Here is a 20574-nt window from a genome sequence, read left to right as displayed (position 1 = left end):
CCGTGCCGGGCCCCCGCCCGGGCCCCCGGGGCCGTTTTCCCCCAACCCCCCCGGCCAGTGCGGCCCTGCGGAGGCCATGACCGGAGCCAACGGAAAGGGAGAGCCTCCGGCGGGCGAAGGGAGTTCCTCCCTTTGCAATCCCTTACGGCTTCGCGGGGTTCAGCGCAGCGCCAGGACCGCGATGCGCGCCGCCGAGGCCAGCGCGTCGATGCGGTATGCGGCGTCCCGCACGGGCTGGGTCAGGTACACGGCCACAATCAGAGGAGAACCGGAAGGCGGCAGGATCACAGCCACGTCGTTGGTGGTGCCGTAGTCGCCGGAGCCGGTCTTGTCCCCCACGCGCCAGCCCTCGGGAACGCCCGCGCGTATCTTGCCCGCGCCCGTTGCGTTGCCCTCCAGCCAGCGCAGCAGCAGCCCGCGCTGCGCCGGGGCCAGAGCGTCGCCCAGGGCCAGGCGCTCAAGGCTGCGGGCCATGGCCGCGGGGGTGGTGGTGTCGCGCGGGTCGCCGGGGATGGCGGTGTTCAGCTCCGGCTCCCAGCGGTCCAGCCGGAAGGCTTCGTCCCCGATGGAGCGGGCGAACGCCGTCAGCGCCTCCGGGCCGCCCAGCAGCCGCAGCAGCAGGTTGGCGGCGGTGTTGTCGCTCACCTGCATGGCGGCGGAGCAGAGCTCCGTCACGGTCATCCCCTTGCCCACACGCTCCTTGGCGGCGGGAGCCCACTTGAGCAGGTCGCCGGGCTCAACCGGGATCACGCGCTCCATGAGGTCGGGCTCGGTCTCGGCGCGCTTCAGCACGGCGGCGGCGAGCATGAGCTTGAAGGTGCTGCACATGGGGAAGCGCTCGTCCGGGCGGTGCGAGAGCGTCGATCCGCTGGCGGTGTTCAGCGCGAACACGCCCAGCCGCCCGCCGGATTCCGCTTCAAGCTGCGCGAGTTGGTCCGTGAAGACGCTCCGGCCGGATGTGCTGGAAAATTTGGCGCAAGCGCCCAGCAAGGGCAGCGCGAAGAGGGAGAGCAGGACGGAGCGGCGGGTGATGGCGCCTGTGCTGGCTGATGTGGCGGCGTTCATGGAGCGGGCCTCCTCAAAAAAATGCCCCCGTCTGGCGGGGGCGCTGGAAAAAGGCCTGGAGCCCCGGGCGGGGCTCCAGGCTTTGCAATGCTGAGTTAGAACATCTTGCCGGTCTCGGGGTTCCAGTACTCCTTGTACTTGTCGCCCTCGACCTTGTAGATGGCGTAGTTCGAGCCCGAGTCGCCGTTCTCTGCGAAGCGGATGATCTTGGACGCGCCCTGGGTGTTCATCTTGAGCAGTTCGGCGCGGATCTTGTCCGGGTCGGCGCTCTTGGCGGCCTTGATGGCGGAGAGCAGGGCGTAGGCGGAGTCGAACGCATAGGCGGAATACGCGCCGGGCTCGCCGTTCAGGGCGGTGTATTTGTCCAGGAACTTCTTGTACACCGGGGCGTTCTTGTCGGCGTAGCCGAAGGTGAAGAACACGCCCTGGGAGGCCTCGGGGGCTTCCTTGATGAAGTTCGGGTGGTACACGGCGTCCTGCGACAGAACGGCGCTCTTGATGCCGATCTGGCGGTACTGCTTGATCATGCGGATGCCCGAGGAGGAGCTCTGCAGGCTCATGTAGAACACGTCGGGAGCGGCGGCCTTCACCTTGGTCAGCACGGCGGAGTAGTCCATGTCGCCGTCGTTGACGTGCTCGTGGGCCACCACGGTCAGGCCGGCCTTCTTGGCCTCCTCGGCCACGTACTCGGCCAGGTGCTGGGAGTAGGTGGTCTTGTCGTCCACGATGTAGATGGTCTTGGCCTTGAGCACGTCCTTCATGAACTTGGTGGCGGCGATGGCCTGGTCGATGTCGAGGCCGCACATGCGGTACATGTACTTGAAGCCGCGCTGGGTGACCTTGGGGTTGGTGGAGGCCGGGGTGATCATGGGGATCTTTTCCTCATTGAGCACCTCGGAGGCGGGGATGGTGGCGGAGGAGCAGTATTCGCCGATGACGCCCGCGACCTTCATGTTGGCAAGCTTGTTGGCGGCGGCCACGGCCTGGCGGGGATCGCACGCGCCGTCCTGCACTTCAACCTGGATGTCGTCGAAGCCGGGGATGCCGCCCTCGGCCTTGACCACTTCCACGGCGGTCTTCACGCCCTTCACGATGTCGTTGCCGTCGGCGGCCGAAGAGCCGGAGATGGGCGCGAGCACGCCGATCTTGAGCGGGGCGGCGTGCGCTGCGGCCACGCCCAGGGTGAGCGCCAGGACAGCCAGCCAGATGATCCTTTTCGCCATGTGGTCCTCCTGAGTGTTAGTGGGCCGTGCCGAGGTAGGCCTCGATGACCCTTTGGTCCTTGCGGATTTCCGAGGGCAGCCCCTCGGCGATCTTCTCTCCGTGCTCCAGCACCACGATGCGCGTGCACAGGCCCATGACAACCTTCATGTCGTGCTCCACCATGAGCACGTTGATGCCCTGGTCGAGGATGCGGCCGATGTCCTGCATGAGGGCGGAGGATTCGGTGGGGTTGAGCCCTGCGGCGGGTTCGTCGAGCAGGATGGTGCGCGGCTCGCTGGCCAGCGCGCGCGAGATCTCCAGGCGGCGCTGCAGGCCGTAGGCCAGGTTCTTGGCCTGTTCGTCGGCCAGTTCGCCCAGGCCCATGAAGTCAAGCGCCCAGCGGGCCTTCTCGCGGATGCGGGCCTCTTCGGCGCGCTGCGAGGGCAGGCGCAGCATGGCTCCGGCCACGCCGCTCTTGGTGCGGCTGTGCTGGGCGATCATCACGTTTTCCAGCGCCGTCATGTTCGGAAACAGGCGGATGTTCTGGAAGGTGCGGGCCAGGCCCATGCGCAGTATCCGGTGCGGGGGCGTGCCCGCCAGGGGAGCGCCGTTGTAGGAGGCGCGGCCGCCGCTGATGGAGTACACCCCGGTGATGACGTTGAACACCGTGGTCTTGCCCGCGCCGTTGGGGCCGATGAGCCCGAGGATCTCGCCCGGGCGCAGCTCGAAGCTGACGTCGCAGAGCGCCTGCAGGCCGCCGAAACGGACGGACACGTCTTCGAATACCAGATGGGACATTGAGGGAACCGAGCTCCTTGTCAGGAATGAGCGATGATTGTTACCCGTTAGGCTCTGAATTGGCAAGATTGTTAAGACCGCGAACGGCCGGAGCCGTCAGCGGGGCTGGTTTCCGGCGTAAACGGCCTCGAACACGGCCAGCGTTTTTTCCGCCGTGGCCTTCCAGGAGAAACGCGCCTCGTTGGCCTTGCCCAGCTCGCTCAAACGGGTGCGCAGGGCGGGATCGGAGGCCACCTCGGTGAGCGCCCGGGCCAGCCCGGTCACGTCCGTGGGGTTGACCATGCGGGCGCTCTGGCCCGCCACCTCGGGCAGGCTCGTGGCGTCGGAGCAGATCACGGGCACGCCCATGGCCTGGGCCTCCAGCACGGGCAGGCCGAAGCCTTCGAACACCGATGGGAACACGTAGGCCATGGAGGCCGCGTAGAGCAGGGGCATGTCCCCGCGCTCCACGTAGCCCAGGCGGCGCACCCTGGCCTCTATGCCCAGGGAGCGCACCCAGCTGCTCCAGTCGTCGTCCCAGGAGAGCCCGCCCGTGACCACCAGGTCGGCGTCCAGGGAGTCCTTGGCCTGGGCGAAGGCCGTGAGCAGGGCACGCAGGTTTTTCCGGGGCGAGATGTTGCCCGTGTAGAGGAAGAAGGGCCGCTCCAGGCCGTGGCGCATCTTGAAACGGAACACGTCCTCGGGCTCCAGGGGCTGATGATAGATGTCGTCCGCCGCCAGTGGGGTCACGGCGATGCGCTCCGCCGGGATGCCCAGGATGTGCGTCATGTCGCGCCGGGTGTGCTCCGAGATGGCGATGAAGCCGTCGGCGCGGCAGGCCGTGTAGCGCATGGCCCATTTCATGTAGAGGGTGTCCGCCAGCTTGTACATGCGCGGCCCGGGCTGGAAGTAGCCCAGGTCCATCATGGCGGCCACGGCCTTGCAGGGCACGCGCGGCGGCATGTTGGAGGAGGGGAAGAAGGCCACGTCGATGCCGTGGTGGGCCAGGGCCGAGGGCAGCATGACCCAGTCGAACAGCAGCCGGTTGGAGCAGTTCAGCGCGTATTCCTCCGCGCCCTCGAAGGAGCCGAAGAAATGCGGCTGGGAGTGGAAGAGCACGTAGGTGTTGCGCTTGTCCTGCTCCAGCAGGGCGCGCAGGAGGCTGACCAGGTATTCCTTCACCCCGCCGGAGGCGTACTCCAGGCTGCGGCAGCTGACGCCGATGCGCATGGTTCAGTCCGCCATGTCGCGCAACACCTCGGGGTGTCGCGTGACGATCTTGAGCAGGGTTTTGGCCGGGCCGGAGGGCTCGCGGCGTCCCTGCTCCCAGTCGTGAAGGGTGCGCACGGAAATGCCGAGCAAGGCGGCGAACTGGCTTTGGGACAGGCCCGTTCTGGCTCTGGCGGCCATGTGCGGGCACTTCTCCGCGCTGATGATCTCTTCCTTCTCAATTTCCCCGTTCTCGCGGATAACCCGCCGGAGCAGGGAGCCGTCCTCCCTGGGCAGGAACACGGTCTTGCGCGCCCAACGCGGCTTTTCGCCTGAATCGAGAGCATCCATCAGCGCGGCGAGACTCTGTTTGGCCTTACTCATGGTCGTAAGCCTCCTTGATCCTGCGCAGCCATTCCCGTGGGATATCCTCCTGCTCGCCCTTGGAATAGGCGGTGACGAGCACGATCCTGCCGGGATGGAGCTGGATGAAGTAGATCACTCTGGAGCCGCCGCGTCGGCCTTTGCCGCGGGCGGCCCAGCGCAGCTTCCTGCATCCTCCCGTTCCGGGGATCACGGCCCCGGCGTCCGGCTGGCTGGCGAGGTGGAGTTGCAGTTCCAGGAACGCATCTTCCGAAAAGAGATCGTCGCGGACGGCGGCGAAACTTTCCAGCTGATGAATTCGAAGCGCATGGCTTTATATACGGCAGCGCCGGATAGCGGTCAACAGGCCACGAGGAAACGGCCTAGAATTGCAGGCCGTATGTCTTGCGCACCCAGGCCCGGCAGGGCTCCCAACGGGCATTGGCCAGGCAGGGCAGCTTGCGGCCCGATGCCAGGGCGCACAGTTCCGCCCAGGCAGCGCCCAGCCTGATCTCCATGGTTACGGCCTTGACCGCCAGGGCGTGGGCCAAACCCTTGCCGTAGCGTCCCTGGCAGATGGCCACCTCCCTGCGGAACACGTCGCCCCAGGTGGCGGTCTTGGAGGCGGGCTGCAGCCTGAAGGCCGCCAGCACGTGCGGGATGCGCACGATGCGCCTGCCCTGGCTCATGCGCTGGAACAGGTCGAAATCCATGCAGTAGCGGAAGTTGGGGTCGATGCCGCCCACGGCGCGGTAGGCCTCGGCGCTCCAGAAGGTGGACTGCTGGGGCACGGCCATGTTGTGGCGCATCTGCCGGGCCGAGGGCCGCCAGACCATGTCCATCATCACGGGGTGGCCGTCTTCGGCCACCAGCGCCGTGTCGCCCGTGACCATGGCCGCGTCCGGGGTGGCGGCGAAGGCCCGGGCAACACGCAGGAGGGCCTGGTCGTCCCAGAAGTAGTCGTCGGAGTTGAGCCAGCAGAGCACCCGCCCCGTGGCGCGCTCGAAACCTTCGATAAGTGCCGCCGTCTGTCCTGCGTCCTTCTCGCTGCGCCACCAGGCCAGGTGGCCGCCGTGCTCCCGGATGATCTCCACCGTGTTGTCGGTGGAGCCGCCGTCGAGCACGAAATGCTCCACGTCCACGCCTTTCTGCATGGCCACGCTGTCGAGCGTTCGGGCCAGGTATTGCGCCTGATTGTAAGATGGCGTGACGACTGTGATGCGGGGCAGGGCGGGCACGGCCTTACGCTCCCGCCGCTTCGCGCAGCACGCGCCAGAGCGTCTCGGCGGCGCGGTCCCAGCGGAACTTGGCCGACTGCACGAAGCCCTTGGCCACCATCTGCTTGCGCAGGTCCGGCTGGTCGAGGATCATGGAAATCTTGGCCGCCAGGTCCTCCGGGGATTCGGGGTAGAAGGGCAGGCCAGCGTCTCCGGCCACCTCGGGCAGGCTGGTGGCGTCGGCGTAGATCACGGGCGCGCCGGAGGACTGGGCCTCCACCACGGGCAGGCCGAATCCCTCGTAGAGCGAGGGGAAAACGTAGGCCAGGGCCAGACGGTAGGCCTGGCACAGGTCCGCCTCGGAGAGGTAGCCCAGGCAGCGGACCTTGTCCGCCGGGAAGCCCTCGGGCAGTGAGGCGCGCAGGGCCTCCTGGTCGCCGAAACCGGCCACGGCCAGCACTGGCACGTCGCGGCCCTGGCGCAGCAGGATGTCCAGGGCCTGGGGCACCACGGCCAGGTTCTTGTGCGGCTGGAGGTTGCCCGCCGTGAGCAGGAAAGGCTCGCTCAGGTTCATGCGAGCGCGGAAGTCGCCCTCGAGGCCCGCCTCGTCCTCGCGCGGGGGGCGGAAGTGGGCCATGTCCACCCCGTAGCTGGGCAGCACCTCGAGCTTTTCCGCCACCTTGCCGAACACGCGCAGCATCTCCCGGCGGGAGGCCTCGGTGCCGGTGATGGCCCTGTCCGCGCGGCGAAGCCCGGCCTTGTGGCGCAGGCGGAACACGGTGCGGATGTGGAAGGCCAGGGTCTCGGGGTGGGCGTGCCAGAGCACGTCGTGGTACATCCCCACGGCCTTGCCCGGCAGAAGCGGCGGGAACAGCCCGTCGGGGGAGAAAAAAACGTCCTGCGGGTGCATCAGGCGTTGCAGGAGCATGCCGGTTTGCTGCCAGGCGTAGAGCGAGGGCACCTTGGCGGTGACGGCCTTGGCCAGCCCCTGCTCCACCAGGGCCAGGGCCGCCGGGTTCACCAGCGGCCTGCCCGCGAAGAGCGTGAAGCGGGCCTGCCCCTCGGAGGCCTCCACCAGGCGCGGCAGAATGGATTCCAGATACCGGCCGATGCCGGTGCGGAAGGGGTAGGCGAGGGGGCTAGCGTCGATTCCGACGCGCAAAACCTTGGGCATGAGCGGGACTCCGACGCGTTGACATGCGTCAATTTTGTGGAATAAGCAAGTCTGTTCATGCGAAAGACCATAGCAGCACAGCCCCCGGCCAGCCTGGCCAGCACCCTGCGGCAAACCCTCGCTCTGGCGTCGCCCGCGGGAGTCTTCCGTCATTTCCTGCGCCACCGCGAAATCCTGCGCGAGTTCACCCGGCTGGAGTTCACCGGCCGCTTCCAGGGCACCCAGTTGGGCATGCTCTGGAGCCTCATCACCCCGCTCATCACCCTGGGCGTCTACACCTTCGTGTTCTCGGTGGTCTTCAAGACCTCCTGGAGCGGCGGCGGCAAGGGCGGGGTGACCGAGTTCGCCCTGGCCCTGCTCGCGGGGCTGGCCTGCTTCGAGGTGGTGGCCGGGTCCGCCGCGCGCGGGGCCACGCTCATGGCCGAGAACGTGAACTTCGTGAAGAAGGTGGTCTTCCCGCTGGAGGTGCTGCCCGTAAGCGTGGCCCTGGCCCTGTGCGCGCAGTCCCTGCTGACGCTGGGGCTGGTCTGCGTCGCGCGCCTGGTCACCGGGGACGGCATCCCGGAGACGGCCGTGCTGGCCCCGCTGGGCTACGTGCCCCTGGCGCTCCTGGCCTCGGGCCTGGGGCTCTGGCTGGCCCCGATCGGCGTCGCCGCCAAGGACGTGGGCCACATGGTCACGGCCTTCATGCAGCTCTATTTCTTCTTGACCCCGATAGTCTATCCGCTGGAGGCCGTGCCCGAGCGCTACCGCTTCCTGCTGGCCGCCAACCCACTGCACGTGGTCATCGAGCACTTCCGGCGCACCCTGCTCTGGGGCCAGGCCCCTGACTGGACGGCCCTGGGGCTGACCAGCCTCGTCGCCCTGATTTTCGCGCTGCTCGGCTTCGCCTGGTTCATGCAGCTCAAGAAGGTGTTCGCCGATGTCCTCTAATCCGCTCATCGTGGCGGAGGGGCTGGGCAAGGTCTACCACCTCTACAAGCGCCCCCAGGACCGCCTGCGCCAACTGCTGGCCACGGGCGGGCGCACCTACTACAAGGAGCACTGGGCCCTGCGCGACGTCTCCTTCGAGATCAACCCGGGCGAGGCCTTCGGCATCATCGGGCGCAACGGCGCGGGCAAGAGCACGCTCCTGCAGATTCTGGCCGGGGTGCTCTCGCCCACCACGGGCCGCGTGGAGACGCCCCGGCGCGTGGCCGCCCTGCTGGAGCTGGGCAGCGGCTTCAAGCCCGACTTCACCGGCCGCCAGAACGTGTTCGTGAACGCGGCGGTGCTTGGCGTGCCGCGCAAGGTGGCCGAGCGGCGCATGGACGAGATCCTCGACTTCGCCGACATCGGCGAGCACATCGACCAACCCGTGCGCACCTACTCCTCGGGCATGTTCCTGCGCCTGGCCTTCGCCGTGACCATCTGCCTGGAGCCCGAGGTGCTCATTGTGGACGAGGCCCTGGCCGTGGGCGACGTGTTCTTCCGCCAGAAATGCTACGCGCGCCTGCAATCGCTCATGGACAAGGGTGTGGCCGTGGTGCTCGTCTCCCACGCCATGAACGACGTGGCCCAGTTCTGCACCCGCGCCCTCTATCTGGAGCGCGGCCGGACCATCTTCATGGGCTCGGCCATGGACGCGGTGAAGCTCTTCATGCTGCGCGCCGCCGGGGACTCCGCAGGGGAACCCTCAGTCGGATTGCCCGAAGGCGTGACGGTGGAGGGCTTCGGGACCGAGGGCTTCTGGCCCGAACCGTCGGCCTTCCTGGACATCTCCGGCGCGGGCCGGGCCGAGTCCGGCCGGGTGGAGTGCCTGGGCGTGGCCGTGCTGGACGCCCAGGGTATTCCCGCAAGGGCTTTCGAGCAGGGAGACAGGGCCTATTTCCACGTGGAATACCGCGTGCACGAGCCTCTGGAAGTACCCGTGGCCGGGGTGGAGCTGGTCAGCGACAAGGGCGTGATCGTGTTCGGCAAGAACACCCTGCAATACGACTGCCGGGTGCCCGAATACGTGCCTGCCGGGTCGCTGCTGCGCTTCGTCTACGAGGTCAAGCTGGACCTCGCCGTGGGCGAGTACACCTTCGGCGCGGGCATGACCGCCATGAGCGCCGCCGATTTCGCCCGCCGCTCCGAGATGACCCACCCCGAGCTGGACGGGCGCAACACGGTGCTCTCCACGCTTTCCAACGCGGGCTCCCTGGCCGTGACCTTCCGCACCGCCGACACCTCCCCCGTGCAGCTCACGCACCACGGGGTGGCCAACCTGCCGGGCTCTGCGCGCGCCGCGTTCCTGCCCGGCGGAGATACTTCCGCATGAACACCGAGTCCTTCAAGGACGTCATCCGCGACATCACCACGGGCTTTCGCGCCGAAGCCCCGCTGCCCGCCTGGTTCGACAGGCTGCTCATGCTCAACCAGCGGCTCTGGCGCTGGTGGGATCTGGGCTGGCGCGCCTTGCGCCGCCTCGTCCCGGCTCTGGCCGTGGACCGCAGGCCCGGCGAGACCCCGCTGATCGGCGTTGACCTCTTGCCCCTGCTGCCCGGCGGGGCCAACGGCGGGGCCAAGGTGCTGGCGATCAACGCCCTTGAGGCAATGGCCGCCCTGGCTCCCGACTGGACCTTCGTGCTGGTCACGGGCGAGGCCAGCGTGGCAGAGCTCAAGGAGCTGGAGTGCGCCAACCTCAAGGTGATCCCCGCGCAGCGCTCCTGGCAGGTGAAGCCGCCGCGCAGGCTCCTGGGCAGGCCCGTGGACGCCTGGTTCTGCCCCTTCACGCGCCCCTATTTCCAGCACCCGGAAACCCCCCTGGTCTCCCTGGTGCACGACCTGCAACACCACTACTACCCGCAGTTCTTCAGCGAGGAGGAGCGCCGGGGCCGCGACCAGACCTACCAGTTGGTGGCCAGACGGGCCACGCTGGTGGCCTGCGTGTCGGACTATGTGCGCGCGACGGTGCTCGACTACACGAACCTGCCCCCGCGCAAGGTGCGCACCGTGTTCACCCGCCTGCCCGAGCGCCTGAACCCGCCCGGCGAGGCCCAGATCGAGGCCGTGCTGGCCCGGCAGGGCCTGACGCGCCAGGGCTACCTGATCTACCCGGCCAACTTCTGGCCTCACAAGAACCACGCGGTGCTGCTTACGGCCCTGGGCCTGCACGCGGCGACCAATCCGGGCTCCGGGCTCAAGCTGGTGCTCACTGGGGCGGACACGGGCGCGGCAGCCGAGCTGCGCCAGGCGGCCCAGGCCATGAACCTGGGCGAGCGGGTGCTGTTCACGGGGTATGTCTCCGATGAGGACCTGGCCGCGCTCACCTCCGGGGCCCTGGCCTTGATCTTCCCCTCGCTCTTCGAGGGCTACGGGATGCCCGTGGCCGAGGCCATGGCCATGGGCGTGCCCGTGCTGTGCTCCAACGTGACCAGCCTGCCCGAGGTGGGCGGCGAGGCCGTGCTGCTCTTCGACCCGCGCAAGCCAGAGGACGTGGCCGCGGCCATGACCCGCATCGCCGTCGAGCCGGGGCTTGCCGCCGAGCTGTCGCAGAAGGGCAGGGCCAGGGCGGCCTCCTTCGGCGGTTCGCAGCGCATGGCGCGCGACTACCTGGACCTGCTGGACGAGGCCATGCGTCGCCTTGGAGTCCAGAGCCATGTCTGCGAGGGCGTGAGCGCCGACGGCGTAGGCGGGCGTGTGTTCGCCGCCTTCGGCCCCGCGCCGGGCAGGCAGTGGATCGAGGCCCGTTTCCGCAACGAGGGCTCCGCGCCCGTGGCCTGCGAAGCCCTGCTGGACGGCAAGCTCGTCTCGCCGCGCCGCGAGATCGCCCCCGGCTCCGAATGGAAACTCGACCGCCTGGCCAGCCCCTACGGCGGCTGCCTGGAAATCAATTTCGACATCCCCCCGGGCCATGATACCGTACCCGGCATCCGCTGCCTGGCCCTGCGCCTCACGGGCGGGCAAACCTGCGACCTGCTTCGGAGCTCCCAATGCTGACGCTGAGCGTTGTCACCCCTTCCTTCAATCAGGGCCGGTTCATCGTGCGCACCATCGAATCGGTGCTGGGCCAGGGCGTGCCCGTGGAATACGTGGTAATGGACGGCGACTCCTGCGACGACACCGCCGACCACGTGAAGCCCTACGAAGGGCGGCTGCACTTCGTCTCCGAGCGGGACAAGGGCCAGACCGACGCCGTGAACAAGGGCATCGCCGTGACCACTGGCGAGATCATCGGCTGGCTCAACTCCGACGACGTGTACTACCCCGGGGCCTTCCAGGCGGTGCTCGAGCACTTCGAGGCAAACCCGGAGTGCGACGTGGTCTACGGCATGGCCGACCACATCGATGTGAACGACGGTGTGATTGAGCCCTATCCCGCCGAGCCCTTCGACATGGACCGCCTGGAGGATACCTGCTTCATCTGCCAGCCCGCGCTGTTCTTCCGCCGCCGGGTGGTGGCCCGCTGGGGCCTGCCGGACGTGAACCTGCGCTACTGCATGGACTACGAATACTGGCTGCGCCTGGGCCTGGGCGGGGCGCGCTTCGACTTCATCCCCGTGAAGCTGGCCGGGTCGCGCTTCTACCCCGACACCAAGACCCTGGGCCAGCGCCTGCAGGTGCACGCCGAGATCAACTCCATGATGGCCGACACCCTGGGCTACGTGCCGGACCGCTGGCTGGCCAACTGGGCCCACGCCCTGCTGCGCGACTCCTGGGGCCTGAAGCCGGAGCGCAAATCCACCACGGCGCTCATCTCGCTGTTCACCCTGGGGGCCAGCCTGTGGTGGAACAAGGGCGTCTCCCGCACGCTGTGGCGCACGGTGCGCTCCTGGATGGGGTGGTGAGCCTCGCCGGTGGGGAACTTGGCCGGGAACGTGCCGTAACTGTTCCTGATATTGGAAATAATCTCATGTTGCGCTTGAACTGTCGGCGGTGCGGCCCATGCGCGTAGGCTTCGACGTCAGCCAGACCGGCGCGGGCAAGACCGGCTGCGGCTACCTGGCCCACGGCCTGGTGCACGCCCTGGCGGCGGGGCCGCAGCCCCCGGACTTCGTCTGCTACCCCCAGTTCGGCGACCTGTTCTGGGAGCCGGCCCCGGCCTCCTGCGCCCGGCCCGGCGGCGGCGCGCTCGGGCCCATGTTCAAGTGGCTGGACAGCTCCAGGCGCTTCTGGCGAAACCCTCCCCAGGATTTCGAGGCCCGCCTTGGCGACCCGGACATCGTGCACTCCAACAACTTCTTCTGCCCCAAGGGGCTCGGGAAGGCGCGGCTGGTCTACACCCTGCACGACCTGAGCTTCCTTACGAACCCGGAGTGGAGCACGGAGCAGAACCGCGTGGGCTGCATGGAGGGCGTGTTCCGGGCCAGCCTGCTGGCCGACGCCCTGCTGGCCAACTCTCAGGCCACGTTGGACCATTTTCTGAGGGTGTTCCCGCATTTCCCGCGCGAGCGGGCCTGGGTGATGCATCTGGCCAGCCGTTTCGGGCCCGGATGCCCGTCCGAGCAGCCCAAGCGCCTGCGCGGGGTGGAGCCGGGCAAGTTCTGGCTGAGCGTGGGCACCATCGAGCCGCGCAAGAACCAGGTCCGCCTGGTGGAGGCCCTGGCCAGGGCGGGGGGCTCGGCTCCGCTGGTGCTGGCTGGCGGCAAGGGCTGGCTCATGGACGACATGGCCCGGCTGGTGGCGGAACTGGGGCTCGGGTCGCGGGTGCGGCTCACGGGCTACGTGGGCGACGCGGAGCTGGCCTGGCTCTACGCCAACTGCCTGGGCTTCGTGTACCCTTCGCTGTTCGAGGGCTTCGGGCTGCCCGTGCTCGAGGCCATGAGCCTGGGCGCGCCGGTGGTGACCTCCAACGTCTCCTCCCTGCCGGAAGTGGCTGGCGGGGCCGCGCTGTTGGCCGATCCGCTGGACCCCGAATCCATCGCCGAGGCCATGCGCCGCCTGGAGAGCGACCCGGAACTTCGGGCCGCGCTCTCCCGCCGCAGCCTGGAGCGCGCCGCGCAATTCGGGTGGGACAAGGCCGCGCGCGTGGCCTCCGAGGCCTACAAGGCTGCGCTCTCGCTGCCCAAGCGCAATCCCGCGCCTTGACATGCCCGGCCCGCGAACATACCTAACACCAGTTTCTCGCTATGATTTTCCGGCCGCATCCGGCCTATCCCCAAGGAGACCAGCACATGTCCTACGATATCCGCCTCGTGAAGCTCATCAACGGAGAGACCGTCCTGGGCAAATGGGACGAAGAGACCAAGTGCCTCAAGGATCTGGCCATCCTCCAGACCGTGCCCACCCAGCAGGGCGTGCAGATGATGCTCATGCCCTTCGGCTACCCCTTCGAGACGGAGATCGCCGGGGAGATCAAGGCTGACCACATCCTCTACACGTACAAGTCCTTCCCTGAAGAGCTGAAGAACAAGTACATCGAGGCCACCTCCAACCTGACGATCTCCAGCGCGCGCGACCTCAGCGCCCTGAACAAGATGGCCGCCGGCGGCAAGAGCCCCTCCGGCCTGATCCTGAAATAACTCCCCGACCTCTACCGGACCGGCGCATCCGTGCGCCGGTCCATTATTTTCACCATGCGCCACATCCTGCGCCTTCTTCCGAAGCCCAGCCACTTCGCCGGGGCCGAATGGGGCGCGGTCCGCAAGGACCCCGCCGGGGTCTCGGCCCGCGTCGCCCTCGCATTTCCCGACCTGTACGAGGTCGGCATGAGCTACCTCGGCCAGAAGATCCTCTCCGAGGCGGTCAACCGCCGCGAGGGGCTCTGGGCCGAACGCGTCTACGCCCCCTCCAGGGAAGCCGCCGCCATCATGCGCGCGCACGGCGCGCCCCTGTGCACCCTGGAGTCGGACACGCCACTGGCCGAACTCGACGCCCTGGCCTTCCACCTGACCCACGAGCTCTGCTACACCAACGTGCTCTTCATCCTCGACATGGCCGGGCTGCCCTTGCGCGCCGCCGAGCGCGCCGCCTCCCATCCGCTGGTGCTGGCGGGCGGCGGCTGCGCCTTCAACGCCGAGCCCCTGGCCCCCTTCGTGGACGCCTTCGTGCTGGGCGACGGCGAGGAGGTGCTGCCCGACATCCTGGAGATGATCCCGGGCTTCAAGGCGCGCGGACTCAGCCGCCGGGAGCAGTTGGAGGAACTGGCCAAGGTGCGCGGGGTGTACGTTCCCTCCTTCTTCGAGGACGGCAACCCCCTGCTCGAAGGCTACGACAGCGTGGAGAAGGCGGTGGTTGCCGACCTGGACGCCGCGCCCTTCCCGCTGCTGCCCGCGGTATCCTGCGGACAGGCCGTGCACGACCGCCTGAGCCTGGAGATCGCCCGTGGCTGCACGCGCGGCTGCCGCTTCTGCCAGGCGGGCATGATCTACCGCCCTGTGCGCGAGCGCAGCCTGCCGGAACTTGCGCGGCTGGCCGACCAGGGGCTCACGGCCTCCGGCTACGAGGAGCTTTCCTTCCTCTCGCTCTCCACGGGGGATTTTTCCGCGCTGGAGAGCCTGTTCGAGCAGTCCGCCGGGCGCTGCCTGGCCGACCAGGTGGCCATCAGCCTGCCCTCGCTGCGCGCGGGCACGCTCACGCCCAGGATGCTCTCGCTCATGGCCAAGCTGCGCCGCACCGGCGCAACCGTGGCCCCGGAGGCGGGCAGCGCCAGGCTGCGCGCGGTCATCAACAAGGGCATCACCGAAGAGGACATCCTGGCCCACGCCACGAGGCTCTTCGCCTCCGGCTGGCAGTCCATCAAGCTCTATTTCATGATCGGCCTGCCCACCGAGACCGACGAGGACCTGCAGGCCATCGCCGACCTGGCCGTGAAGGTGCTGCGCTGCGCTCCGCCGGGCGCCAAGCGCCTGCAGGTCACGGCGGCGCTCTCCACCTTCGTGCCCAAGCCGCACACCCCCTTCCAGTGGGAGGCCCAGATCGACAGGGAGGAGACTGAGCGCAGGCTGGCCCTGGTGCGCCATGCGCTGGCCCCCTACAAGAAGATCACCATGCGCTGGCACGAGCCGGGCATGAGCTGGCTCGAGGGCGTGTTCTCGCGCGGGGACAGGGCGCTGGCCCCGGCGGTTGAGCGCGCCTACCGCCTGGGCGCGCTGTTCTGCAGCTGGGTGGACATGCTCGACGTCTCGCTCTGGGAGCAGGCCTTCGCGGACTGCGCCATCGATGCTCCGGCCTACCTGAACGCCCGCGACCCGGACCGCCCCCTGCCCTGGGACCACCTGCGCTGCGGCGTGGGCAAGGCCTACCAGCTTCGCGAACGCAAGCGCGCCCTGGAAGAGAAATACACCCAGGACTGCCGCTTCGGCGCCTGCCGCCAGTGCGGGGCCTGCCCCGAGCTGTGCCCCGAGCCGGAGCTGCACACCCCCGGCGTGCGCCCGCGCCTGAACCTGCCCGAGCCCGAGTGGAAGGCCTCCCTCGAAGCGGAGAAAGCCGCCCTGGAAGCTGAAAGCCAGGTAGCCGGGGACCGGGAGACTGCGGATCTGACGGCTGCGGAGGCTGGTGAGCGCGCGTCCGGACGGTCCGGCCCGCCCCAGCACCGCGAGGAGCTGACCCGCCGCGCCGCGCATTTCCGGGTCTGGTTCTCCAAGACCGGCCCGGCGGCCTACCTGAGCCAGCTGGAGCTGGCCAACGTGCTGGAGCGCGCCCTGCGCCGCTCCGGGCTCAAGCCCGCCTTCTCCGCCGGGTTCCACCCCATGCCGCTCATCACTTTCGGCTGGGCCCTGCCCGTTGGCGTGGAAAGCCTGGAGGAGTGGTTCGCCCTGTTCCTGCGCGAACAGGCCGAGGCGGACGAGGTTGCCTCCCGCCTGGACGGAGCGCTGCCCGAAGGCCTGCGCGTGACGCGCGTGGACGAGCTGGGCATGGGCAAGAAGGTGGCCCAGCCCGTGGCCGAGGAGTTCCTGCTGGAATTCCTGCTGGAAGGCGACGCACTGGCCGCCCGCATGGAGCAGTGGCGCGCCTTCTGGGCCCAGGAGCACTTCCCCTGGTTCAGCGTGACCAAGAAGGGCTCCCGCACGGTGGACATCCGCCCACTGGCCGCCGCCATGGCCGAAGAGTCGCCCAACACCCTGCGCCTGACCTTCTCCTGGGAGGGCAACCGCTACGTCAGCCCCCTCAAGCTGGTGAAGGCCGTGAACGAGGACATCTCCTTCAAGGACTTCACCCTGACCAAGATCCGCCAGATATTCGAATGATCCCGTCGGGTTGGCCGGCGAACATGACCGAGGTTTCATGTTCGGCGCACTAGCCGCAAGGGTGCGAATGCATTATGGATAGCCGATTGTGGCCCCGTGGGAGGCAGCGCCGCCTAGGCGCCGGCTCCCCGCGGCGGCCGGTTTATCCAAAGAGGTCGCACCATGATGAACCGCAGACTATTCGGATACCTGCTCGTGGCCGTGCTCCTGGCGTCGGGGCTGGTCTACCACTTCCGCCTGGGCAGCCGTCCACAGCCCCAGGAGCAGGGCCAGACTCAGGCTCAGGGCCAGACTGAGGCCCAGCCCACGAAGCAGGCCGCCCGGGCCAAGGCCGGCGAATCCGCGGCCATCCCCACCGTCACCGAAAGCCTCGAACTGCCCGTCACGGACGGCCGCCTCCTGGCCAGGCTTCCCAACGGGCTCACCGTGCTTGTGGCGGAGGACAAGCGCTTCCCCCTGGTGGCGGAGCGGCTCTACGTGCATGCCGGGTCCTCCTACGAGACCAAGGCCCAGGAGGGCATCAGCCACCTGCTGGAGCACATGGTCTTCAACAGCACGGCCAAGCGCCCCAAGGGCGGCGTGGCCTCCGACATCGAGGGCGTGGGCGGCGACACCAACGCCGCCACCAGCTTCGACTACACCCAGTACATGGCCGACCTGCCCAGCGAGCACTGGAAGCTGGGCCTTGACGTCTTCCAAGACATGATCTTCGGGGCCAGGTTCCTGCCCGAGGAGCTGGAGCAGGAGAAGAAGGTCGTCATCTCCGAGCTGGAGCGCGGCCAGGACGACCCGGGCCAGCGCCTGTTCAAGCTGAGCCAGGCCCTGACCTGGAAAGGCACCCCCTACGAGCACCCCATCATCGGCTCGCCAGAGACGATCAACGCCGTGACCTCGCAGGACCTCAAGGACTACATCGCCAAGCACTACCAGCCCCAGTCCATGCTGCTGGTGGTGGTGGGCGACGTGGACGCCCAGCAGGTCTACCGCGAGGCCCAGGCCGTGTTCGGCTCCCTGGAGAACGACCGCACCGTCACCCCCCCCGACACGCGCGACATGCCAGCCAACACCGGCGGCCCCGTGGCCCGCGCCGTGCCCGGCAACTGGAACACCTGCTACCTGCGCGTGAGCTTCGCCGTGCCGGGCCTGCACTCCGCCAAGGACGTGCCCCTGGAGGTGCTCTCGGACCTGCTTGGCGGCGGCAAGACCTCGAAATTCTACCGCAAGTACGTCTATGAGCTCCAACTGGCCAACGACATCGACGTCTCCTCCAGCACGCTGGAGCGCGGCGGCATGTTCACCATCGACGCCACCCTCAAGCAGGACAAGCTGGAGGCCTTCTGGGCGGAGCTCGGCCGCGACCTGGCCACGCTCAAGGCCGACCGCTTCACCGACGAGGAGCTGGACCGGGCCAAGCTCAACATCGAGGACCACCTCTTCCGCGCCAAGGAGACCATAGGCGGCCTGGCCACCAAGCTGGCCTACTACCAGTTCAACGGCTACGGCCCGGACGGCGAGGCCAACGTGGTCTACGACGTGCGCAACGTGGACCGCGCCCAGCTGCAGGGCCTGCTCACGGAGTACGTCCAGCCCGGCAACGCGGCGCTCTCCCTGCTGGTCCCCGGCAAGGAGCAGGCCCAGGCCGACGCCCTGGCCACCAAGATGCTCGCGGGTCTGAAGGCGTCCTGGCCCGCCGCGCCCGTGGCCGCCCAGGCGGCGGGGCAGGGCGGCAAGGCTTCCGCCCCCGAAGTGGTGGAGCTGGGCGGCGGGCACATCCTGGTGCTGCAGCCCGACCCCACCATGCCCTACGCCTCCGTGACCCTGGCCTACCGGGGCGGCGACGGCCTGCTCACCCCGGAGGAGCAAGGGCTTTCCGAGCTGGTCGCCAAGACGCTGGCCCGCTCCGTAGGCAAGCGCCAGGCCCCCGAGATCGACGACTTCCTGGGCAACCGGGCCGCCTCCCTGGGCGCCACCGCAGGGCGCGACGCCTTCCTCGTCAGCGCGCGCTACCCCTCAAGGTTCGAGCGCGACGTGCTCGGGCTGTTCGGGGACGCCGTGCTTGAGCCAGCCTTCGACCCCGCCGAGCTGGAGCGGGCCAAGAAGCTCCAGCTGGCACAGATCGACCAGGCCGCCGACAAGCCCACCAGCCTGGCCTTCCGCAACATCTATCCCTTCCTGTTCCCCGGCAGCCACTACGGCTACTTCCGGGCCGGACTGCCCGACACCGTGGCGGCCTTCACCCGGGAACAGGCCCGCGCCTACTGGGAGAAGCAGCGCTCCATGCCCTGGGTCATGTCCGTGTGCGGCGTGTTCGACCGCAAGGCCGTGCTGGAGACGGCCACGCGCCTGGCCAAGGCCCCGGCGGCCAAAGCCCCGGCCATCATTTCACCGGCCTGGGGTGCAGAACGCTCCAAGGTCATGAAGCTGCCGGATAGGACGCAGTCGCACCTGTTCATGGTCTTTCCCGTGGAGGGGCGCGACAGCGAGGACACCGCCGCGCTGGAGGTGCTCAAGACCGCGCTGGCCGGCCAGGGCGGGCTGCTCTTCCAGGACCTGCGCGATCAGCGCGGGCTGGGCTACACGGTGACGGCCTTCCTTTGGCAGGCGCCCAAGGCGGGCTTCCTGGCCTTCTACATCGGCACCACCCCGGACAAGACCGGCGAGGCCCTGGAGGGCTTCAAGCGCATCGCCGGGCAGGTTGCGGCCAAGGGCCTGGACAAGGATGAGCTGGACAGGGCCAGCAACTCCATCGAGGGCGACTACTACCAGGGGCACCAGAGCATCGCCAGCCGCAGCCTGGAGGCGGCGGGCAACCTCATCATGGACCTGCCCCTCAACTACGACCGCGAGATGCTTAACAAGGTGGCCGCGCTGAGCCCCGAGCAGGTGGCCAAGGTGGCGGCCAAGTATCTGGACGCCAGCAAGGCGTATTTGTTCAGCATCGAACCGTAAGCCTTCTCGTCCGTGCATCGAACGAAAACGGCCCGGACTTTCGTCCGGGCCGTCTTGTTTTGAAGCGCGCGGGAGCCTAGATCACGATCATCATGTGCAAATCGCACACGTTGGTCATGGTCGGCCCGGTTTTCAGCAGGTAGCCGATCTTGTCGAAGAAGTGGTAGGAGTCGTTGTTCTTGAGCGATCCGTTGATGGAGAGCCCGGCCTTGGCGGCCAGTTCGATCAGCTCGGCCGAGGCGTAGGCCCCTGCCGCGTCCGTGGGGCCGTCGGTGCCGTCGGTGGAGGCCGACAGGAAGTAGATGTCCCTGCCCTTGAGCTCGTCGCGGGCGATCTCGGCCAGGAAGGCCAGGGCCATCTCCTGGTTGCGGCCGCCCTTGCCTTCGCCCTTGAGCGTCACCACGGTCTCGCCCCCGGCGATGATGCAGGCGGGCTTCTTCACCAGCAGCTCGGACTTGCGCACGTCCTTGGCGATGCCCCAGAGGAACTTGGCGGCCTCGCGGGATTCGCCGGTGAGGGCGCAGGTCAGGGCGGTGGTGTTGTAGCCCAGGCCCCTTGCCGTTTCGCAGGCGGCCAGCAGCGCGGCCTGGTTGGAGCCGATGAGGATGTTGGTGGCCAGCTCCGTGGCCGGGTCGCCGGGCTTGGGGGTCTCCTCGATCTTGCCCTGCACGCCTAGCGTCAGGGTGCGCATCACGCCCGGGGGGGCCTTGTCGTAGAGCTGGTACTTCTCGATGATGGACATGGCGTCTTCGAAGGTGGTCTCGTCGAAGCTGGTCAGGCCGGAGGCGATGGTGTCCAGCCGGTCGCCCACCACGTCGGAGAGGATGAAGTTCAGGCTGCGCGCGGGCTGCATCAGGCGCAGGAGCCTGCCGCCCTTCACGCCGGAGATGTGCTTGCGGATGCAGTTGATCTCCCCGATGTCCGCGCCGCAGGCCAGCAGGGCCTTGGTCATGTTCTGTTTGTCGGACAGGGTCAGGTTGATGGGGCCGTCGGGGTGGTCCAGCACCAGGGGGCAGGGCAGCAGGGCCGAGCCGCCGCCGGAGATCAGGTTGAGGATGAGGGTCTTCTCGTCCGCGCCGCGCACCAGGTCGGCGATGCGCTGGGCCGCGCCCACGCCCTGCTCGTCGGGGGTGGGGTGGCCGGACTCCACCACCTCGATGTGCTTGAGCGGCTCCGCGTGGCCGTACTTCACCGAGATGAGGCCCTTGGTGATGCGGTCGGCCAGGATGTCCTCCAGGGCCTTGCCCATGCGCGCTGACGCCTTGCCCGCGCCCAGCACCAGCACTCGGTTGTAGTCGTCCAGGTTGACGTCGTGGTGTTCGCCCTCGAAGTCGACGGCCAGCCGGGAGCCCTCCAGCCGCACATGGTTCACGATCATCTTGTAGGGGTCCACCCGCTCCAGGGCGGCGGTGAACATCTGGGTCAAATGGTCGAATTCTTTCATGGGCTCCTCTCTTTGCACGTA

General features: G+C 68.3%; 17 protein-coding genes. 8 read left to right on the top strand and 9 right to left on the bottom strand.

What is annotated here, in order from left to right; genetic code table 11:
* Window positions 1–159 precede the first annotated feature (159 nt).
* The 8 genes from bla to MLE27_RS01990 form a co-directional block, all read right to left on the bottom strand.
* Window positions 160–1065 carry a class A beta-lactamase gene (gene bla, locus MLE27_RS02020; RefSeq protein WP_243310210.1) on the bottom strand — a complete coding sequence of 302 codons (906 nt, stop codon included), beginning with the start codon at window positions 1063–1065 and terminating at the stop codon, window positions 160–162.
* 95 nt (window positions 1066–1160) lie between these two features.
* Window positions 1161–2288, bottom strand: coding sequence for a branched-chain amino acid ABC transporter substrate-binding protein (locus MLE27_RS02015; protein ID WP_243310209.1), 1128 nt, complete (start codon window positions 2286–2288; stop codon window positions 1161–1163).
* Window positions 2289–2304: 16 nt separating this feature from the next.
* Complete coding sequence (locus MLE27_RS02010) at window positions 2305–3066, bottom strand: ABC transporter ATP-binding protein (RefSeq protein ID WP_243310208.1); 762 nt, start codon at window positions 3064–3066, stop codon at window positions 2305–2307.
* A 96-nt stretch (window positions 3067–3162) separates the two neighbouring features.
* Window positions 3163–4275 (bottom strand): glycosyltransferase family 4 protein, encoded by a 1113-nt coding sequence (locus tag MLE27_RS02005; protein WP_243310207.1) that lies wholly within the window; start codon window positions 4273–4275, stop codon window positions 3163–3165.
* Window positions 4276–4278: 3 nt separating this feature from the next.
* Entirely contained in the window at window positions 4279–4638 is a 360-nt protein-coding gene (locus MLE27_RS02000) for a helix-turn-helix domain-containing protein (protein WP_243310206.1), read from the bottom strand.
* Window positions 4631–4756, bottom strand: coding sequence for a hypothetical protein (locus MLE27_RS17885; RefSeq protein WP_279355630.1), 126 nt, complete (start codon window positions 4754–4756; stop codon window positions 4631–4633). Before MLE27_RS17885 ends, MLE27_RS02000 begins: the two co-directional genes overlap by 8 nt.
* Before the next feature lie 244 nt (window positions 4757–5000).
* A complete protein-coding gene (locus tag MLE27_RS01995; protein WP_243310205.1) occupies window positions 5001–5855 on the bottom strand; it encodes a glycosyltransferase family 2 protein in 855 nt (284 codons plus the stop codon).
* A 4-nt stretch (window positions 5856–5859) separates the two neighbouring features.
* The gene (locus MLE27_RS01990; RefSeq protein ID WP_243310204.1) at window positions 5860–7008 is read right to left on the bottom strand and encodes a glycosyltransferase family 4 protein; all 1149 of its coding nucleotides are present in this window, start codon (window positions 7006–7008) and stop codon (window positions 5860–5862) included.
* Window positions 7009–7065: 57 nt separating this feature from the next.
* Between MLE27_RS01990 and MLE27_RS01985 the strand changes: the two genes are divergently transcribed.
* From MLE27_RS01985 to MLE27_RS01950, 8 genes are all read left to right on the top strand, one after another.
* The gene (locus MLE27_RS01985) at window positions 7066–7941 is read left to right on the top strand and encodes an ABC transporter permease (RefSeq protein ID WP_243310203.1); all 876 of its coding nucleotides are present in this window, start codon (window positions 7066–7068) and stop codon (window positions 7939–7941) included.
* A complete protein-coding gene (locus MLE27_RS01980; protein ID WP_243310202.1) occupies window positions 7931–9310 on the top strand; it encodes an ABC transporter ATP-binding protein in 1380 nt (459 codons plus the stop codon). The genes MLE27_RS01985 and MLE27_RS01980 overlap by 11 nt, the downstream gene beginning before the upstream one ends.
* Window positions 9307–10971: a glycosyltransferase family 4 protein gene (locus MLE27_RS01975; RefSeq protein ID WP_243310201.1), complete on the top strand. Its 1665-nt coding sequence runs from the start codon at window positions 9307–9309 to the stop codon at window positions 10969–10971. The genes MLE27_RS01980 and MLE27_RS01975 overlap by 4 nt, the downstream gene beginning before the upstream one ends.
* Window positions 10965–11819, top strand: a complete 855-nt coding sequence (locus MLE27_RS01970) for a glycosyltransferase family 2 protein (RefSeq protein WP_243310200.1) — start codon at window positions 10965–10967, stop codon at window positions 11817–11819. Before MLE27_RS01975 ends, MLE27_RS01970 begins: the two co-directional genes overlap by 7 nt.
* Before the next feature lie 97 nt (window positions 11820–11916).
* The gene (locus MLE27_RS01965; RefSeq protein ID WP_243310199.1) at window positions 11917–13059 is read left to right on the top strand and encodes a glycosyltransferase family 4 protein; all 1143 of its coding nucleotides are present in this window, start codon (window positions 11917–11919) and stop codon (window positions 13057–13059) included.
* A gap of 86 nt (window positions 13060–13145) precedes the next feature.
* The gene (locus MLE27_RS01960; protein ID WP_243310198.1) at window positions 13146–13493 is read left to right on the top strand and encodes a hypothetical protein; all 348 of its coding nucleotides are present in this window, start codon (window positions 13146–13148) and stop codon (window positions 13491–13493) included.
* A gap of 54 nt (window positions 13494–13547) precedes the next feature.
* Window positions 13548–16160 carry a TIGR03960 family B12-binding radical SAM protein gene (locus tag MLE27_RS01955; RefSeq protein ID WP_243310353.1) on the top strand — a complete coding sequence of 871 codons (2613 nt, stop codon included), beginning with the start codon at window positions 13548–13550 and terminating at the stop codon, window positions 16158–16160.
* 165 nt (window positions 16161–16325) lie between these two features.
* Complete coding sequence (locus tag MLE27_RS01950) at window positions 16326–19109, top strand: M16 family metallopeptidase (protein ID WP_243310197.1); 2784 nt, start codon at window positions 16326–16328, stop codon at window positions 19107–19109.
* Window positions 19110–19185: 76 nt separating this feature from the next.
* Here MLE27_RS01950 and MLE27_RS01945 read toward each other — a convergent pair whose 3' ends face one another.
* Window positions 19186–20553 carry a glycerate kinase type-2 family protein gene (locus tag MLE27_RS01945; protein WP_243310196.1) on the bottom strand — a complete coding sequence of 456 codons (1368 nt, stop codon included), beginning with the start codon at window positions 20551–20553 and terminating at the stop codon, window positions 19186–19188.
* Window positions 20554–20574: the final 21 nt, after the last annotated feature.

Origin of the sequence: Fundidesulfovibrio agrisoli (assembly GCF_022808715.1) — a bacterium.
GTDB classification, from domain to species: Bacteria; Desulfobacterota; Desulfovibrionia; order Desulfovibrionales; family Desulfovibrionaceae; genus Fundidesulfovibrio; species Fundidesulfovibrio agrisoli.
This window is presented reverse-complemented; position numbering and strand designations above follow the sequence as displayed.

What these genes read in the sequence shown, in the direction of transcription:
- MLE27_RS02005 (WP_243310207.1), bottom strand. Translation starts at nt 4,275, where the DNA reads ATGCGCATCGGCGTCAGCTGCCGCAGCCTGGAGTACGCCTCCGGCGGG.
- MLE27_RS01945 (WP_243310196.1), bottom strand. Translation starts at nt 20,553, where the DNA reads ATGAAAGAATTCGACCATTTGACCCAGATGTTCACCGCCGCCCTGGAG.
- MLE27_RS02010 (WP_243310208.1), bottom strand. Translation starts at nt 3,066, where the DNA reads ATGTCCCATCTGGTATTCGAAGACGTGTCCGTCCGTTTCGGCGGCCTG.
- MLE27_RS02015 (WP_243310209.1), bottom strand. Translation starts at nt 2,288, where the DNA reads ATGGCGAAAAGGATCATCTGGCTGGCTGTCCTGGCGCTCACCCTGGGC.
- MLE27_RS01965 (WP_243310199.1), top strand. Translation starts at nt 11,917, where the DNA reads ATGCGCGTAGGCTTCGACGTCAGCCAGACCGGCGCGGGCAAGACCGGC.
- MLE27_RS01980 (WP_243310202.1), top strand. Translation starts at nt 7,931, where the DNA reads ATGTCCTCTAATCCGCTCATCGTGGCGGAGGGGCTGGGCAAGGTCTAC.
- bla (WP_243310210.1), bottom strand. Translation starts at nt 1,065, where the DNA reads ATGAACGCCGCCACATCAGCCAGCACAGGCGCCATCACCCGCCGCTCC.
- MLE27_RS01990 (WP_243310204.1), bottom strand. Translation starts at nt 7,008, where the DNA reads ATGCCCAAGGTTTTGCGCGTCGGAATCGACGCTAGCCCCCTCGCCTAC.
- MLE27_RS01960 (WP_243310198.1), top strand. Translation starts at nt 13,146, where the DNA reads ATGTCCTACGATATCCGCCTCGTGAAGCTCATCAACGGAGAGACCGTC.
- MLE27_RS02000 (WP_243310206.1), bottom strand. Translation starts at nt 4,638, where the DNA reads ATGAGTAAGGCCAAACAGAGTCTCGCCGCGCTGATGGATGCTCTCGAT.
- MLE27_RS01955 (WP_243310353.1), top strand. Translation starts at nt 13,548, where the DNA reads ATGCGCCACATCCTGCGCCTTCTTCCGAAGCCCAGCCACTTCGCCGGG.
- MLE27_RS01975 (WP_243310201.1), top strand. Translation starts at nt 9,307, where the DNA reads ATGAACACCGAGTCCTTCAAGGACGTCATCCGCGACATCACCACGGGC.
- MLE27_RS01970 (WP_243310200.1), top strand. Translation starts at nt 10,965, where the DNA reads ATGCTGACGCTGAGCGTTGTCACCCCTTCCTTCAATCAGGGCCGGTTC.
- MLE27_RS01985 (WP_243310203.1), top strand. Translation starts at nt 7,066, where the DNA reads ATGCGAAAGACCATAGCAGCACAGCCCCCGGCCAGCCTGGCCAGCACC.
- MLE27_RS01950 (WP_243310197.1), top strand. Translation starts at nt 16,326, where the DNA reads ATGAACCGCAGACTATTCGGATACCTGCTCGTGGCCGTGCTCCTGGCG.